The sequence below is a fragment of the Cupriavidus basilensis genome (genome assembly GCF_008801925.2).
GTDB classification, from domain to species: domain Bacteria; phylum Pseudomonadota; class Gammaproteobacteria; order Burkholderiales; family Burkholderiaceae; genus Cupriavidus; species Cupriavidus basilensis.
Map to the genome: position 1 here is coordinate 1,822,114 of NZ_CP062804.1, position 14,267 is coordinate 1,836,380.

14 protein-coding genes are annotated in these 14,267 nt (G+C 69.3%); 11 read left to right on the forward strand and 3 right to left on the reverse strand.

Annotated features, from left to right (window positions below):
* The first annotated feature begins 119 nt into the window (after positions 1 to 119).
* From F7R26_RS28955 to F7R26_RS28970, 4 genes are all read left to right on the forward strand, one after another.
* Entirely contained in the window at positions 120 to 1,226 is a 1,107-nt protein-coding gene (locus F7R26_RS28955; protein ID WP_150985540.1) for an S-(hydroxymethyl)glutathione dehydrogenase/class III alcohol dehydrogenase, read from the forward strand.
* An 8-nt stretch (positions 1,227 to 1,234) separates the two neighbouring features.
* Entirely contained in the window at positions 1,235 to 2,086 is an 852-nt protein-coding gene (gene fghA / locus F7R26_RS28960; RefSeq protein ID WP_150985541.1) for an S-formylglutathione hydrolase, read from the forward strand.
* A gap of 54 nt (positions 2,087 to 2,140) precedes the next feature.
* Positions 2,141 to 2,428 carry a hypothetical protein gene (locus F7R26_RS28965; protein ID WP_150985542.1) on the forward strand — a complete coding sequence of 96 codons (288 nt, stop codon included), beginning with the start codon at positions 2,141 to 2,143 and terminating at the stop codon, positions 2,426 to 2,428.
* Positions 2,429 to 2,581: 153 nt separating this feature from the next.
* Entirely contained in the window at positions 2,582 to 2,944 is a 363-nt protein-coding gene (locus F7R26_RS28970) for a hypothetical protein (protein ID WP_150985543.1), read from the forward strand.
* Between the two features lie 8 nt (positions 2,945 to 2,952).
* On the opposite strand, the gene F7R26_RS28975 is transcribed toward F7R26_RS28970, so the two are convergent.
* The gene (locus F7R26_RS28975) at positions 2,953 to 3,951 is read right to left on the reverse strand and encodes a GlxA family transcriptional regulator (protein WP_150985544.1); all 999 of its coding nucleotides are present in this window, start codon (positions 3,949 to 3,951) and stop codon (positions 2,953 to 2,955) included.
* A gap of 209 nt (positions 3,952 to 4,160) precedes the next feature.
* On the opposite strand from F7R26_RS28975, the gene F7R26_RS28980 reads away from it, so the two are divergent.
* The 7 genes from F7R26_RS28980 (at position 4,161) to F7R26_RS29010 (ending at position 11,602) form a co-directional block, all read left to right on the forward strand.
* Entirely contained in the window at positions 4,161 to 5,225 is a 1,065-nt protein-coding gene (locus tag F7R26_RS28980; RefSeq protein ID WP_150985545.1) for an ABC transporter substrate-binding protein, read from the forward strand.
* Positions 5,206 to 6,240 carry an ABC transporter permease gene (locus tag F7R26_RS28985; RefSeq protein ID WP_150985546.1) on the forward strand — a complete coding sequence of 345 codons (1,035 nt, stop codon included), beginning with the start codon at positions 5,206 to 5,208 and terminating at the stop codon, positions 6,238 to 6,240. The genes F7R26_RS28980 and F7R26_RS28985 overlap by 20 nt, the downstream gene beginning before the upstream one ends.
* Positions 6,234 to 7,064, forward strand: a complete 831-nt coding sequence (locus F7R26_RS28990; protein ID WP_206702527.1) for an ABC transporter ATP-binding protein — start codon at positions 6,234 to 6,236, stop codon at positions 7,062 to 7,064. Before F7R26_RS28985 ends, F7R26_RS28990 begins: the two co-directional genes overlap by 7 nt.
* A 3-nt stretch (positions 7,065 to 7,067) precedes the next feature.
* Entirely contained in the window at positions 7,068 to 8,012 is a 945-nt protein-coding gene (locus F7R26_RS28995) for a substrate-binding periplasmic protein (RefSeq protein ID WP_150985547.1), read from the forward strand.
* 56 nt (positions 8,013 to 8,068) lie between these two features.
* The gene (locus tag F7R26_RS29000) at positions 8,069 to 9,379 is read left to right on the forward strand and encodes an acyl-CoA dehydrogenase family protein (protein WP_150985548.1); all 1,311 of its coding nucleotides are present in this window, start codon (positions 8,069 to 8,071) and stop codon (positions 9,377 to 9,379) included.
* Positions 9,380 to 9,386: 7 nt separating this feature from the next.
* A complete protein-coding gene (locus F7R26_RS29005; RefSeq protein ID WP_170301843.1) occupies positions 9,387 to 10,880 on the forward strand; it encodes an FAD/NAD(P)-binding protein in 1,494 nt (497 codons plus the stop codon).
* A gap of 260 nt (positions 10,881 to 11,140) precedes the next feature.
* The gene (locus F7R26_RS29010; RefSeq protein WP_150985550.1) at positions 11,141 to 11,602 is read left to right on the forward strand and encodes a hypothetical protein; all 462 of its coding nucleotides are present in this window, start codon (positions 11,141 to 11,143) and stop codon (positions 11,600 to 11,602) included.
* A gap of 29 nt (positions 11,603 to 11,631) precedes the next feature.
* On the opposite strand, the gene shc is transcribed toward F7R26_RS29010, so the two are convergent.
* A complete protein-coding gene (gene shc, locus F7R26_RS29015; protein WP_150985551.1) occupies positions 11,632 to 13,674 on the reverse strand; it encodes a squalene--hopene cyclase in 2,043 nt (680 codons plus the stop codon).
* Complete coding sequence (locus F7R26_RS29020) at positions 13,671 to 14,246, reverse strand: TetR/AcrR family transcriptional regulator (RefSeq protein WP_150985552.1); 576 nt, start codon at positions 14,244 to 14,246, stop codon at positions 13,671 to 13,673. Before F7R26_RS29020 ends, shc begins: the two co-directional genes overlap by 4 nt.
* Positions 14,247 to 14,267 lie beyond the last annotated feature (21 nt).

A 14,267-nucleotide genomic window follows, 5' to 3' on the forward strand; every position in this document is an offset into this window, starting at 1 on the left:
ACGTATAGTGGCAGCTGACGAAAGACGCCGCGCCCGGGCCTGTACCGCGCGGCGCCGACTTTCGTCCCCAGACATCGGGCCGGCGCCCTGGCTGCCAGCCACAACCAAGGAAAACCATCATGAAGACCAAAGCCGCCATCGCCTGGAAAGCCGGCGCCCCGCTGACCGTGGAAGAAGTGGACCTGGACGGCCCGCGCGCAGGAGAAGTGCTGGTGGAGATCAAGGCCACGGGTATCTGCCATACCGACTACTACACACTGTCCGGCGCCGACCCGGAGGGCATCTTCCCGGCCATCCTGGGCCACGAAGGCGCCGGTATCGTCACCGACGTGGGCCCGGGCGTGACCTCGCTCAAGCCGGGCGACCACGTGATCCCCCTCTACACGCCGGAATGCCGCCAGTGCAAGTTCTGCCTGTCGCGCAAGACCAACCTTTGCCAGGCCATTCGCTCGACCCAGGGCAAGGGCCTGATGCCCGACGGTACCTCGCGCTTTTCCATCGATGGCAAGCCGATCTTCCATTACATGGGCACCTCCACCTTTGCCAACCACATCGTGGTGCCGGAAATCGCGCTGGCCAAGATCCGCCCGGACGCGCCATTCGACAAGGTCTGCTACATCGGCTGCGGCGTGACCACCGGCGTGGGCGCGGTGCTGTTTACCGCCAAGGTGGAAGCCGGCGCCAACGTGGTGGTGTTCGGCCTCGGCGGCATCGGCCTGAACGTGATCCAGGCGGCCAAGATGGTGGGCGCGGACAAGATCATCGGCGTGGACCTGAACCCGGGCCGCGAAGCCATGGCGCGCAAGTTCGGCATGACGCATTTCGTCAACCCGAATGAAGTCGAGAACGTGGTGGACCATATCGTGCAGCTGACCGATGGCGGCGCCGACTACTCCTTCGAGTGCATCGGCAACACCAAGGTCATGCGCCAGGCGCTGGAGTGCTGTCACAAGGGCTGGGGCAAGTCCATCATCATCGGCGTGGCCGAGGCGGGCGCGGAAATCTCCACCCGTCCGTTCCAGCTGGTGACCGGGCGCGAATGGAAGGGATCGGCCTTCGGCGGCGCGCGCGGGCGCACCGATGTGCCCAAGATCGTCGACTGGTACATGGAGGGCAAGCTCAACATCGACGACCTGATCACCCACACCCTGCCGCTGGAGCGCATCAACGAGGGCTTCGACCTGATGAAGCGCGGCGAGTCGATCCGCTCGGTCGTGCTGTACTGAGGCCGGCCATGCTCGAGCTTCTCTCCGAACACGGCTGCTTCGGCGGCGTGCAGCGCTTCTATCTCCATGCGTCGGCCACCATCGGCCTGCCGATGCGGTTCTCGGTGTTCCTGCCCGCACAGGCGCTGGTCCAGCCCGAACAGCGCCTGCCCGCGCTGTTCTACCTGGCCGGCCTGACCTGTACCGAGGAGACCTTCATGATCAAGGCCGGGGCCCAGCGCTATGCCGCCGAGCACGGCCTGATCCTGGTGGCGCCGGATACCAGCCCGCGCGACACCGGTATTGCCGGCGAGGCCGAGTCGTGGGATTTCGGCGTGGGGGCGGGCTTCTACCTGGACGCCACGCAGGCGCCGTGGAGCCAGTACTGGCGCATGGAGAGCTACGTGACGCAGGAGCTGTTCGACCTGGTCACCACCGTGCTGCCGGCCGATGCGCAGCGCGTTGGCATCTTCGGCCACTCGATGGGCGGGCACGGCGCGCTGGTGCTGGCGCAGCGTCACCCCGGGCGCTTCCGCTCGGTGTCGGCGTTTGCGCCAATCGCCGCGCCCACGCGTTGCCCCTGGGGCGAGAAAGCGTTCAGCCGCTACCTGGGCGAGGATCGCGCCAGCTGGGCACAGTACGATGCCTCGGCGCTGATGGCGCGCCAGGCAAAGGCGCCCTTCCCCCGCGGCATCCTGGTCGACCAGGGCCTGGCCGACAAATTCCTCGCGGAGCAGTTGTATCCGGAGGTCTTCGAAGCGGCGTGCGCCGCCATCGGGCAGCCGCTGCTGCTGCGCCGGCACGAGGGCTACGACCACGGCTACTACTTCATCTCCACCTTGATGGAAAACCATATACGGCATCACACGGCACAGCTCTGAACCGCGCCGCCGGCGGGGGCGCGGCAAGCTGCCGCTCCCCTGCACGCACGAACCATGTGGACATTGATCCGCGGCGCCGATGGCAACGTACTGCCCCATCACGACAATGTCGGGATCGAGACGCGTGCGCAGCAGCGTTGGAGCATTGCCCTGCGTTCCTGCAAAAAAACAAAAATCCAACCGCAGCCGCTTGTCTGGGCCTGGCCTGGAGGCACCCATACCATGAGCAACCTGTCCGCCATCGAACTCAAGGCCTTCGTGCCCGCCCGCGATGAGATGCGGGATTTCGTGCTGCTGGACCCATCCGGGGTGCTGTGGCGTATCGGGCAGAACCTGGCGTAGAGCCGCCTCGCTTTGGGCAGGCGGCGCCGCTTGGTAATACGTTGAAACAAGCCGGTGGCCGCTGAAACGGAATCCGCCGGGCGCCGCGTTGCCCGCCGGCACACCATGCTGATAGCATCCTCCGGGATCGCGACAACCCCGAGGGACAACACGATGCTCCGCAACGCCAGCACGTTCCGCCTGATTCCCGTGGCAGCTACGTTACTGCTCTCCTGCGCCGCCTTTGCGCAAGGCTCGCCGGCCGGCGGCGACGAAGCCATGAACGCGATCCAGAGCAACTTCGCGCGCATGACGCCTTCGCCACGCACGGTGGACAGCATCAACCAGGAGTTGCGGCAGAACCACGCCGCGCCGGTCGGGACCAGCGGGCGTGGCGGCGGCCGCGGCCGGGGTCGCCAGCGCTCGCAAGACAGCACGCAGAACGGCACCAGCGCCGATACCCCGGCGAGCCAGGACCCGGGCCTTCACGCCAATGCGCCCTCCGTGGCCGCATCGCCTGCCACAGGCAACCCGTGAGCGCCACGCTATGGCTGCACGGCGCCAAACCGCTCGCGGTACTCGCGCGGCGTGATACCTAGCTGGCGCAGGAACGCGCGCCGCAGCCCTTCATCCGACCCAAAGCCCGTGCGTGCCGCAATGGCCTTGAGCGGCAGTTCACCCTGCTCCAGCAGCCGCCGCGCGCCTTCGATGCGCGCCGACTCGATGAACGCCATCGGGCTGGCGCCCGTCTCCCGCGCAAATACGCGCCGGAAATTGCGCTCGCTCATCGCCACCCGCCCTGCCATTTCCTCCAGTGTGAAATCGTGCGCCAGGTCGGACAGGATCCAGTCCTGCACGCCGCGAATGCCGGCATGGCTGGTCGCCTGGCTGGCCAGGTGCAGGCTGTACTGCGATTGCCCGCCCGGGCGCTTGAGGTAGACCACCAGCTCGCGCGCCAGGTATAGGGCCAGGTCCCGGCCAAGATCCTCTTCCACCACGGCCAGCGCCAGGTCGATGCCGGCAGTCACCCCCGCGGACGTCCACAGGTTGCCCTGGCGGATGAAAATGGCATCCGCATCCACCTCCACGGCCGGAAAGCGCTGGCGCAGCAGCGTGGCCACGCTCCAGTGCGTGGTGGCGCGCCGCCCGTCCAGCACGCCCGCCGCCGCCAGGAAGAAGGTGCCCGAACACAGCGCAATCAATCGTCCGATGCGTGGCGCCACGGCGCGTGCCCACGGCACGATGCCCTCGGCGTCTCCCATCGCCCGCTCGATGTCGCGCGCACCGACGATCACTGCGATATCCGGCAGCAGCACGGGATCGAGCCGCGCCGTGGCCTCCAGCGTCATCAACGTGTCCGAGCGCACCGGGCCGGCCTCCAGCGCCACCACCCGCGTGGCATAGGCCGGTGGCTGCCCGAGCTGGGCCAGCCGCACATTGGCGTAGTCGAACACCGTCATCGGGCCGATCGCCTCCATGGCCTTGAAGCCGGGGTACACCACGATATCCACCCGCCTTGGGGCGGCGACTGCCTGCGCTTGCATCGATCTGACCGGAGCGGAAAGCGGCGATCTTAACCCAGCGGGCCATCGGCTACCGCCTCGGTACAAGCATATGCAGCGGCCGCATTAGTCGCTGGGCGTGCAAGCTTGTGCCAACAAATTCGTTCTATTGCAGTGAACCTGTTCTTAGCATGGTGCATATCGTCCACATCCCACCACATCGGGCATACCGCCGCCTAACGAGGAGTGTCATGCATCAAGAGCCAGAGCAACCGTTGGCCGACCACGGTCCCGCGTCCGCGGACCATCCGCGCAGCACCGCCACCCTGAGCCGCCGCGGCTGGCTGCAGGCAGCCGGCACGCTGGCCGTGGCCAGCGGCATCGCGCCCTTTGTCTGGACGTCCCGGGCCAGCGCGGCGGGGCAGCTCAAGCCGATCAAGCTGGCCTGGAACGCCAGCGGCGTGTGCCTGGCGCCGGTCGCCGCGGCGGTGAAGGAAGGCATCTTCCGCAACCATGGGCTGGAGGTGGAACTGATCAACTTTGGCGGCTCCACCGACCAGTTGCTGGAAGCCATCGCGACCAAGAAGGCGGATGCGGGCGTAGGCATGGCGCTGCGCTGGCTCAAGCCGCTGGAACAGGGTTTTGACGTGAAGCTGACCGCCGCCACCCACGGCGGCTGCATGCGGCTGCTCACCCTGCGCAATTCCGGCGTGACCGACCTGAAGAGCCTCAAGGGCAAGACGGTAGCGGTCAGCGACATGGCCAGCCCGGCCAAGAATTTCTTCTCCATCCTGCTGGCCAAGCGCGGCATCGACCCGGTGCGCGACGTGCAGTGGCGCCAATACCCGGCGGACCTGCTCGGCATCGCGCTGGAAAAGGGCGAGGCCCAGGCCGCCGCCGATGGCGATCCGCGCACCTACCTGCTGCGCAAGGAACGCAGCCTGGTCGAGGTGGCCACCAACCTGTCGGATGAATACGCCAACCGCTCCTGCTGCGTGCTGGGGATTCGCGGCAGCCTGCTGCGCGAGGACAAGCCGGCCGCCGCCGCGCTCACCCATGCCGTGCTACAGGCGCAGGACTGGACGGTCGCCCACCCGGAAGAGACTGCCCGGCATTTTGCCGAGTTCGCCAAGGTGCCGCAGGCCGATGTGGTGGCCATGCTCAAGAGCCACACCCACGGCCACCATCCGGTCGGCGCGGACCTGAAGAAGGAACTGGCGCAATACACGGACGAGCTCAAGCTGGTGTCGGTCATCCGGCCGGGCACCGACTCCAACAAATTTGCGGAGCGCATCTATGCCAACGTTCTCGGCTGAAGGACAACACGGCGCGCATGGCCTGCAGGATGCGCACGATGACTTCCTGGCCGTGCCCGCGCCCGCCGTGCCGCGCGTCTGGCTAGGTGGCGCGCTGGCCGCGGCGGCCTGGCTGAGCGTGGCGGCCATCGTCAAGTTCTGGCCGGAGCCGGAGGACTGGCCGCTAACCCATGAGACCGCCTCGCTGTTCACGGGCATTGCCGTGGTGTTGCTGGTGCTGGCCTTCGTGCAGCACCGGCTGGGCGGCGTTGGCGCCTCGTTGCGCCGCGCGGGGCCATGGCTGCTGGTGCTGGCGGTGCTGACCTTGATCTGGGAAGTGGTGACCGCCAAGCTCGGGCTGCTGCCGCGCCCCTTCTTCGCGCCACCCCAGGCGCTTGTCGAAGTCTTTGTCGAGGACTATGCGCGGCTGGCAGAAGCCGTGGCGCATTCGTTGCGCCTGCTGGCCACCGGCTACCTGCTGGGTGCGCTGGCGGGCTTCCTGACCGGCGTGTCCATCGGCTGGTCGACCCGCGCGGGCTACTGGGTCCATCCGGTGCTGCGCTTGCTGGGCCCGCTGCCGGCCACGGCCTGGCTGCCGATCGTATTCTTCGCCTTTCCCAGCAGCGCCAGCGCCGCGACCTTCCTGGTGGCGCTGGCCACGTGGTTCCCGGTCACGGTGCTGACCTGGTCGGGCGTGGCAGCGGTCGACCCGGCGTACTACGACGTGGCGCGCACGCTCGGCGCCAAGGAGCGCTTCCTGGTGCTCAAGGTGGCCGTGCCCGCGGCGCTGCCCAGCGTGTTCGTTGGCTTGTTCATGGGCCTTGGCGCGTCGTTCTCCGTGCTGGTGGTGGCCGAGATGCTGGGCGTCAAGTCCGGGCTGGGCTGGTATCTGCAATGGGCCCAGGGCTGGGCCGCCTACGCCAGCATGTACGGCGCGCTGCTGGTCATGGCGATCATCTTCTCGGGGCTCATCACGCTGCTGTTCCGCTCGCGGGATCGCCTGCTGGCATGGCAAAAAGGAGTGGTCAAATGGTAAGCGCCGTGCTCGACAAGCCCGCCCCGGCCCAACCTGCGCAAGCTGCTGCCGGCAGGGACAGCGCCAGCAACGGCGTGCGCCTGACGATCGACCAGGTGAGCCACCATTTCACCCTGCGCGACCAGGTGTTGCCGGTGCTCAGCCGCGTCAGCCTGACGGCCGAGCCGGGCGAATTCGTGGCCCTGCTCGGTCCCAGCGGCTGCGGCAAGTCCACCCTGCTGCGGCTCGTTGCCGGGCTGGAGCCGCCGCGGCGAGGCACGCTGGCAGTCGATGGCGTGCCGATCGGCGGGCCGGACCCGAGCCGGGTGGTGGTATTCCAGGACCCGACGCTGTACCCGTGGCGCACCGTCTGGGACAACGCCGCGCTGGGCCTGGAGGCGCGCGGCTTGCTCGGCAGCCAGCGCGAGCGCGTGGACGATGCGCTGGCGCGCGTCGGCCTGACCGAGTTCGCGCGGGCCTATCCGCGCCAGCTGTCCGGCGGCATGGCGCAACGCGCCGCGCTGGCGCGCGCGCTGGTCAACGAGCCGCGCTTGCTGATCCTCGACGAACCGCTGGGCAAGCTCGATTCCCTCACGCGCCTGAGCATGCAAGGCGAACTGGTTTCGCTATGGCAGCGCTCGCGCTTTACCGCGCTGCTGGTCACCCACGACGTGGAAGAAGCACTGCTGCTGGCAACCCGCGTGATCGTGTTCAGCGAACGCCCCGCGCGCATCACCGCGGAGATCAAGATCGATCGCGACTACCCGCGCCACCGCGACGATCCCGAGCTGATCCGGCTGCGCCGCGAGATCCTGGGCCTGCTGGGACTGGGCCAGGGATGGTAAGCCATGCCCGATGAACTCTGGCATCTGAACGGCACCGGGTGGCTGGGCCCGCATGCGGTGCAAGAGCGCGATCCAGCGCGCGCCCTGCCCCGCATCCCGCCGGCAGCGCTGCGTGCCGCGCGCCGCGCGGCAGGCGCCATGGCACTGGCCGCCGGTGCCATGGCAATGCCACTTTGGCTGTTCACGGGTGCACCCTGGCAAGCACAACCGGCCGAGCCCGGCCCGCTGCTCCTGCAAGCCAGGGCGCGCGGCGAGCTGGTGGTGGGCGTGCACGCCTATCCGCGCCCCACGCCACCGGGCCGGCCCCTGATCGCGGAGCCCGACCCGGGCGAGGCCGCACTGGCCGCCGAGCTCGGCCGTGCGCTGGGCGTACCGGTGCGGCTGCGTCATCTGCCCGTTGCGAGCTTCGGCAACAGCGCCAACACGGATATCGACCTTGCCTTCGGCGCGCCGCAAGACACCGCACGTCCGCGCGCGGCTGCCGTGCCGGCACCGGCCACGCCGCGCGGCACCTTGCTGACGCTGCGCTACACGCCGGTCAGCCGGCTCGATGCACTCAACGGCAAGACGGCCTGCGTGAGCGCGGGCAGCCCTTTTCAACCCGCGCTGGCGCGCGCCGGCGCCGTGCTGCGCAGCTATCCCTCTGCGCTGCAGGCGCTGCTGGCATTCCGCCGCGGCGAGTGCGCGGCGGTGGCGGAAGACGCCACGCTGGTCGCCCGGGTGATGCGCTTGCCCGAATGGCGCTTCTTTGCCGCGGCGCCGCTGGTGCTCGACGGCGAGGGCGCGGCGCTGGCGCTGCGCCAGCCGGATGCGCAATCCGCCCGCTACCTGGCGCAATGGCTGGCGCGCTGGCAGCGCGACGGACGCCTTGCGCGGCTGCGCGATGCGGCCGCCGGCGACGCCGCTTTCAACATGATGCTGGTGGAAAGCGGGCTGATTTGCCACTAAGCCCCCGCGACGCAACACCAAAGACAAAACGGCACAAGCACACGACAGGAGCAACCATGAGCTTGCAGTCCACCGGCACCACCAGCCGGCAGCGGATTACCCAGTGGCATCGCGACAACGGCTTTGCCTCAGCCGAGCCTGCGGAGCCCGCCCCGCCACCGCCCGACGCGGCCCGCGCGCTTGCCTCCGACGAAGCGCTGCGTGCCTTGTCCGAACGCTTTGCGGCGCGCGCCGCCGCCCATGACCGCGATGGCAGCTTCGCCTTCGAGAACATCGCCGAGCTCCACCAGCTTGGCCTGCTCGCCCTGACCGTGCCGCGCGCGCTTGGCGGTGCCGGGGCGGGACTCGCCGACGCCCGCCGCGTCGTCCATCACGTTGCCGCCGGAGATCCGTCTACCGCGCTGGTGCTGGTGATGCAGATCCTTGGCCACCGCAACCTGGCGCAAGACACGCAATGGCCGGCGCCCGTGCGCGAGCAGGTGCAGCGCAGCGCGGTGGCGCAAGGCGCGCTGATCAACTCGCTGCGGGTGGAGCCCGAGCTGGGGTCTCCCGCGCGCGGCGGCCTGCCGGCCACGGTGGCGCGCCGGCATGGCGATGGCTGGCTCTTGTCCGGCCACAAGATCTACTCCACCGGCATCCCGGCCCTGAGCTGGCTGGCCGTGTGGGGGCGCACCGATGAGCCGGCCCCGCGCACCGGCGTGTTCCTGGTGCCGCGCGATGCGCCCGGCATCAGCGTGGTGCCCACCTGGGACCACCTTGGCATGCGCGCCACCGGCAGCCACGACGTGGTCTTCGACAACACGCCGCTGCCCGCCGCCTACGCGGTCGACCTGCGCCTGCCCGCCGCCTGGGGCGAGCGCTACGACCCGGCCTGGGCCGTGTGGACATCGACCCTGCTCGGCACGCTCTATGACGCCGTGGCGCGCAGCGCCCGCGACTGGTTCGTGGGATGGCTCAACCTGCGCGCCCCCGGCAGCCTGGGCGCGCCGCTGGCCACCTTGCCGCGCTTCCAGGAAGCGGTGGGCCGCATCGACGCCTGGCTGCTGGCCAACCGCGTCCTGCTGGAGCGCTTCAGCGCGGACGCCGATGCCGGCGCGCCAGCCAGCGCCAGCGACAGCAACCTGCTCAAGCTCACCGTGACCGACAACGCCATCGCCGCCGTCGAGCTCGCGCTCAGGCACGCCGGCAACCCCGCCCTGTCGCGCGGCAACCCGCTTGAGCGCCACTACCGCAACGTGCTCTGCAGCCGCATCCACACGCCGCAGAACGACGCGATCCTGACCGGCGCGGGCGCGCAGGCCCTGCGCGCGGCGGCCGACGTCGCAACCCATGCCGCGGCAGCCACGCCGCCCGGCACCCAAGCCTGAGGCCATCATGACCCGACCCGACTCCCAGCCGCGCCGCATCGCCATCGTCGGCGGCGGCATGGCCGGCACCCTGAGCGCCATCCGCCTGCTGCGCGACAGCAGCGCCCCGCTTGCCATCCATCTGTTCGAGCCGCGTGCCGAGCCGGGGCGCGGGCTGGCCTACAGCACACAGGACCCGGCCCACTACCTGAACGGGCCCGCGCTGAACTTCAGCCTTTATCCCGAAGCGCTGGAGGACTTCGCGCAATGGCTGGTACGCCACGGGCATGCCAGCCCAGCCGAGGCCGACAATGCCTTCGCCCCGCGCAGCGTCTATGGCGACTACCTGGGAGACACCCTGGCGCGCGCCCTGGCCGACGCCGCCGGACGCGCCACGTTGGAGCACGTGCGCACGGAAATCACCGACGTGACCATTGGCGTGCCGCACCGCGTGCGCAGCGCCGACGGCCGCGCATGGGACGCCGACCACATCGTGCTGGCCACCGGTGTGCAGCAGGCACGGCCAGCGCTGGCACAGGACGACACACTGGAAACCGCTGGCCGCTACATCCCGGATCCCTGGCAACCCGACGCGCTGGCCCGGCTCGCAAGCGCGCGCGATATCGCCTTGATCGGCACCAGCCTGACCATGCTCGACGTGGTTGCCACGCTGGAACGGCTCGGCTTCACCGGCACCTACCACGCGTTCTCGCGGCGCGCGCTGGTGCCCTGGCTGCGCCACAACGCCGGCCCCTGCGACGACTTCCTCGCCGCCGCCGGGCCCGAAGCGCTGGCCGCGCCCACCGCCCGCAGCGTGGTCCGCTGGGTGCGCCGGCAGCGTTACAAGCTAGCCGCCCAGGGCCTCGACTGGCAAAGCGTGCCGCCCGCGCTGCGCACCTACATCGCCCCGCTGTGGGCAGCCGCCAGCGTGCCGGAGCGCCAACGCTTCCTGCGCCATGTGCGTCCCTTCTGGGACAACCTGCTGCATCGCGCGGCACCGCCCACGCACGCGGTCTTCGCGGCAGTGCGTGCGCAGGGCCGCCTGCATGTGCACGCCGCCCGCGTCACCGCGCTCGAAGCCGTGGCCAGCAAGAATAAAGTGAACAACGCCAGGGGCTGGCAACGCGGCCCCGCAGGCAAGGCGGAGAAACCCGTCCGGGTGGCCCTGCACCTCTCCCGCGAACTAGAGGCCCCGGCGACGGTGGACGCCGCCATCAACTGCACCGGCGCGGAATACGGCTGGCACGCCGGCAACACCCGGCCGCTGGTGCGCAGCCTGCTGGCGCGCGGCCTGGTGCGGCCAGCGGCAGCCGGATCCGGCCTGGACGGCGACGGGCACGGCCGCGTATTCGATCGCGGCGGCCGCCTCGTGCCGGGCCTCAGCGCACTGGGCGCGCCGCTACGCGGGGCGCTGTGGGAGTCCGGCACCATCATCGACGTGCGCAACCAGGCGGCAGCGCTGGCGGCGCGGCTGGTGGAGGAACTCGGACTAACTGCCGAGATCGAGGCGCAGGCTGCCTAGCAGGCTGGCGGCTGGCGGCTGGTATACGGCCAGAGGGCGGGCGCACCCTGAATCCAGCAACGCTTGCCAAGCCGACCCGCCGTTGGCATATAATCTGGCCCGGGCGCAGGCAGGGCGCCCGCTCCCGCAAAAGCCAGCGCACCTGCCTGCCCGTACCGTACGGTGCCGAGCGATCCAGCCCGGCACCGCCAGTTCGTTGCAAGAACCACACCGTTGACCTTTTTTGCCGCCGCGGGAAACGGCATTGCAAAGGACATGACATGTGGCTCACAACGCTCAACACATCCGCTCGCCCCGCCAATAGCGACTTCCTGCGCCGCCATGCACGCAGGCTGCTGCGCCAGCTCCACGCCGAACAAGCCATGCAGGCGCTACCGGTGATCCGACGCATCCACCGCGCGCAGGTACGCGCGCAAAGCGTCGCGGAACTCTACCGGCTGCGCCACACCCTGCAGCTCAAGCACTGCCTGCAACTGCTGGCGGCCGAACTGGGCTACGCCAGCTGGTCCGCATGCAAACGCGACATCGACAGCCGGCCCGCCAGGGTACTGGACCGCTACCGCCTCGACCTTGGACAGTTCGGCGACTACCAGCAACTCTGGTTCGCCGACCGGCAAGGCGCCCAGGCATGGCAAGCGTCCAACGGTGGTTACGTGGTGGCGTATGGCGAGCAGGCGGCGGTACTGCTGACGGGCAACGCCATACCGGCGATGCGCGACTGACCGGGGGGCCGTACCGGCCGCCTCGCCCCCTACTTCGCCGCCGGGCGCCTTGCCAGCTGACGGTAGCGCGTCAGCGCCCATAGCGGGAAGTAGGCGGTATAGCCGTGGTACTTCAGGTAATAGATGCGGGGAAATCCCGGCGCGTTGTGCGAAGGATGCTGCCAAAGGCCGCTGACAGCCTGGCAGTCCAGCAGGTAAGCAATGCCCCTGCGCACTGCGGGCGTATCCACCTCGCCCACGGCGAAGAGGGCCAGCAGCGCCCAGGCGGTGCAGTTGGGCGTGCTCTCGCCCCCATTGGTGCCGGCCAGCGCGTCATCGAAGTAGCTATCGTTGGTCTCGCCCCATCCACCGTCGGCGTGCTGGCAGCGTAGCAGCCAGTCGACTGCCTTGCGGATATAGGGCTGGCGCACGTCCTCGCCCACCAGCGCCAGGCCCGCCAGCACGCTCCAGGTGCCATAGATATAGTTGCTGCCCCAGCGTCCCCACCAGGCGCCGTCGGCGCGCTGGGTGCGGCGCAGATAGGCCACGCAGCGCGCGACGGCGGCGGCGTGCGCTTCGCGGTTTCCGCTCAGGCCGATGCATAGCAGCACACGCCCGGAAACGTCCTCGGTGGGCGGATCCAGCAGGGCGCCATGGTCGGCGAAGGGGATGCGGTTCAGGTACTCGCGATCGCAGTTGGCATCGAAGGCGCCAAAGCCGCCGTTGCGCGATTGCAGGCCGACCATCCATTTCACGGCGCTCGCGACCACGTCCTGGTAGCGCTCGGGCTGGCCGATCCGGCGCGCGTGCACGGCCAGCATGGCGGCGACCACCGCACTGTCGTCGATGTCAGGGTAATAGGCATTGGCGTACTGGAACGCCCAGCCGCCGGGCTGCACGGAGGCCGGCACGTGCTTGCCCCAATCGCCGCGCAGGTCTCGCACCTGCCGCGCTTCCAGCCAGTCGTAGGCGCGCTGCACCGCCTGCTGCGTGCACGCGTCGGTGCCGGCGTGCTGCAAGGCCATGATGCTCCAGGCGGTATCCCACACCGGTGACAAACAGGGCTGGCAATAGGCCGAGCCATCGGCACGGCGCACCACGAGCTTGCGGATCGCGGCCAGGCAGGTAACGCGTGCCGGATCGGTCTTCGGCACGCCAAGCAGCGCCATCATCTCGTACCAGTACACCATCGGCGGAAAGATGCCGCCCAGGCCATCCTCGCCGTTCATGCGCTCCACGCACCAGGCTTGCGCCCGGGCGATGGCCCGCCGGCGCACCGCGGCAGGAATCCACGGCTCGATCCTGCGTGCCAGCTTGTCGGCCACCAGGAAGGCCTTGCGCATCAGGCCCTCGCGGGAGAAATAGTGCCGCTCGCGCTCGGGCGGCGTGACGAACAGCTCGCTGACCCCGACACCGTGCGGATTGATGGCCTTGGCCCGCAACGAGCACAGCACCGTCAGCGGCACCAGCGTGGAGCGCGCCCAGTAGGCCATCTTGTCCAGGTGCACCGGCGCCCAGCGCGGGAACAGGATGAGCTCGACCGGCACGAAGGGCGTGGCGCGCCAAGGCACCTGCCCGAACGTGGCCAGGAGGATGCGGGTGAAAACATTGGCCTTGGCGGCCCCGCCCTGCGCCAGGATGGCGCGGCGGGCCTGGGCCATGTGCGGGGCATCGGGGTCGTCACCGGCCGCCTTCAGCGCGAAATAGGCTTTGACGCTGCATGACACGTCAAGCGCGCCGCCGTGATACTGGTCCCAGCCACCATGACGGTCTTGCCGCTGGATGCTGCGCAGGTAGACCGCCATCGCCGCCTGCAATTCGGCATCGATTTCGTCCACGAAGTGCATCATCAGGATGTACTCCGCGGTAATGGTGGCATCGGACTCCAGCTCGAAGCACCAGTGGCCGTCGCGATGCTGGTGGCTCAGCAGAGCCTCGCGGGCCGCGTCGATGGCCCGGTGCAGATTCGCGTCGGCGCCAGGGGTGCCGGCTGTGTCTTGCGTGGGCGCGCCGGCGTCCTGCCAGGCGCCGGGTTGCGCGTTTAGCTGGGTATTCAGCCGGGTATTCAATTGCGCGTTCGATCGGGCGTTCATTGCGGCTGGATTCGCGTCATCTGATCCAGCTGGCGCAGGACCTCCGCCCTCAGCCCGGGCTCCATCGACTGGCTGCCCAGCAGGTCGGCGAGCCACAGCCCGTCAGCAGCCAGGCGGCAAATCATCAGCCTCGCCGCCTCCGCCGCGGGCAGCGGATCGGGGCGTGTGATTTCGGCAATGCGTGGCGCCCACCGATCGCGCGTATCGGCATCGGTCAGCATCAGCGCCAGCAGCAGATGCAGATAGCTGGCGGTGTCCTCTCTGCGCTCTTCCTGCAACGTCGCCCGCATATAGGCCCGCGCCGCGCGGCCCTCGGCCTGCGTGTCGCTGGCGATCGCAGCGGCCACATCGGTGTTGAAGGTCTCAACCGCATCGTCGAAGAGCGCGTCCAGCAGCGCCTGCTTGTTGTGGAAATGATGTTGCAAGCCGCCCTTGCTGACGCCGGCACGCGCCGCCACCGCATCCAGCGTCACGGCGCGCAGGCCGGACTCGATGGCGAGCTGGGCCGCGGAGTGCAATAGCTGCGGGCGCAGCACTTCGGGCTGCTTCTTTCTGCGGTGTGCTTGTGTCATGGACGCGGATCATACCATCCA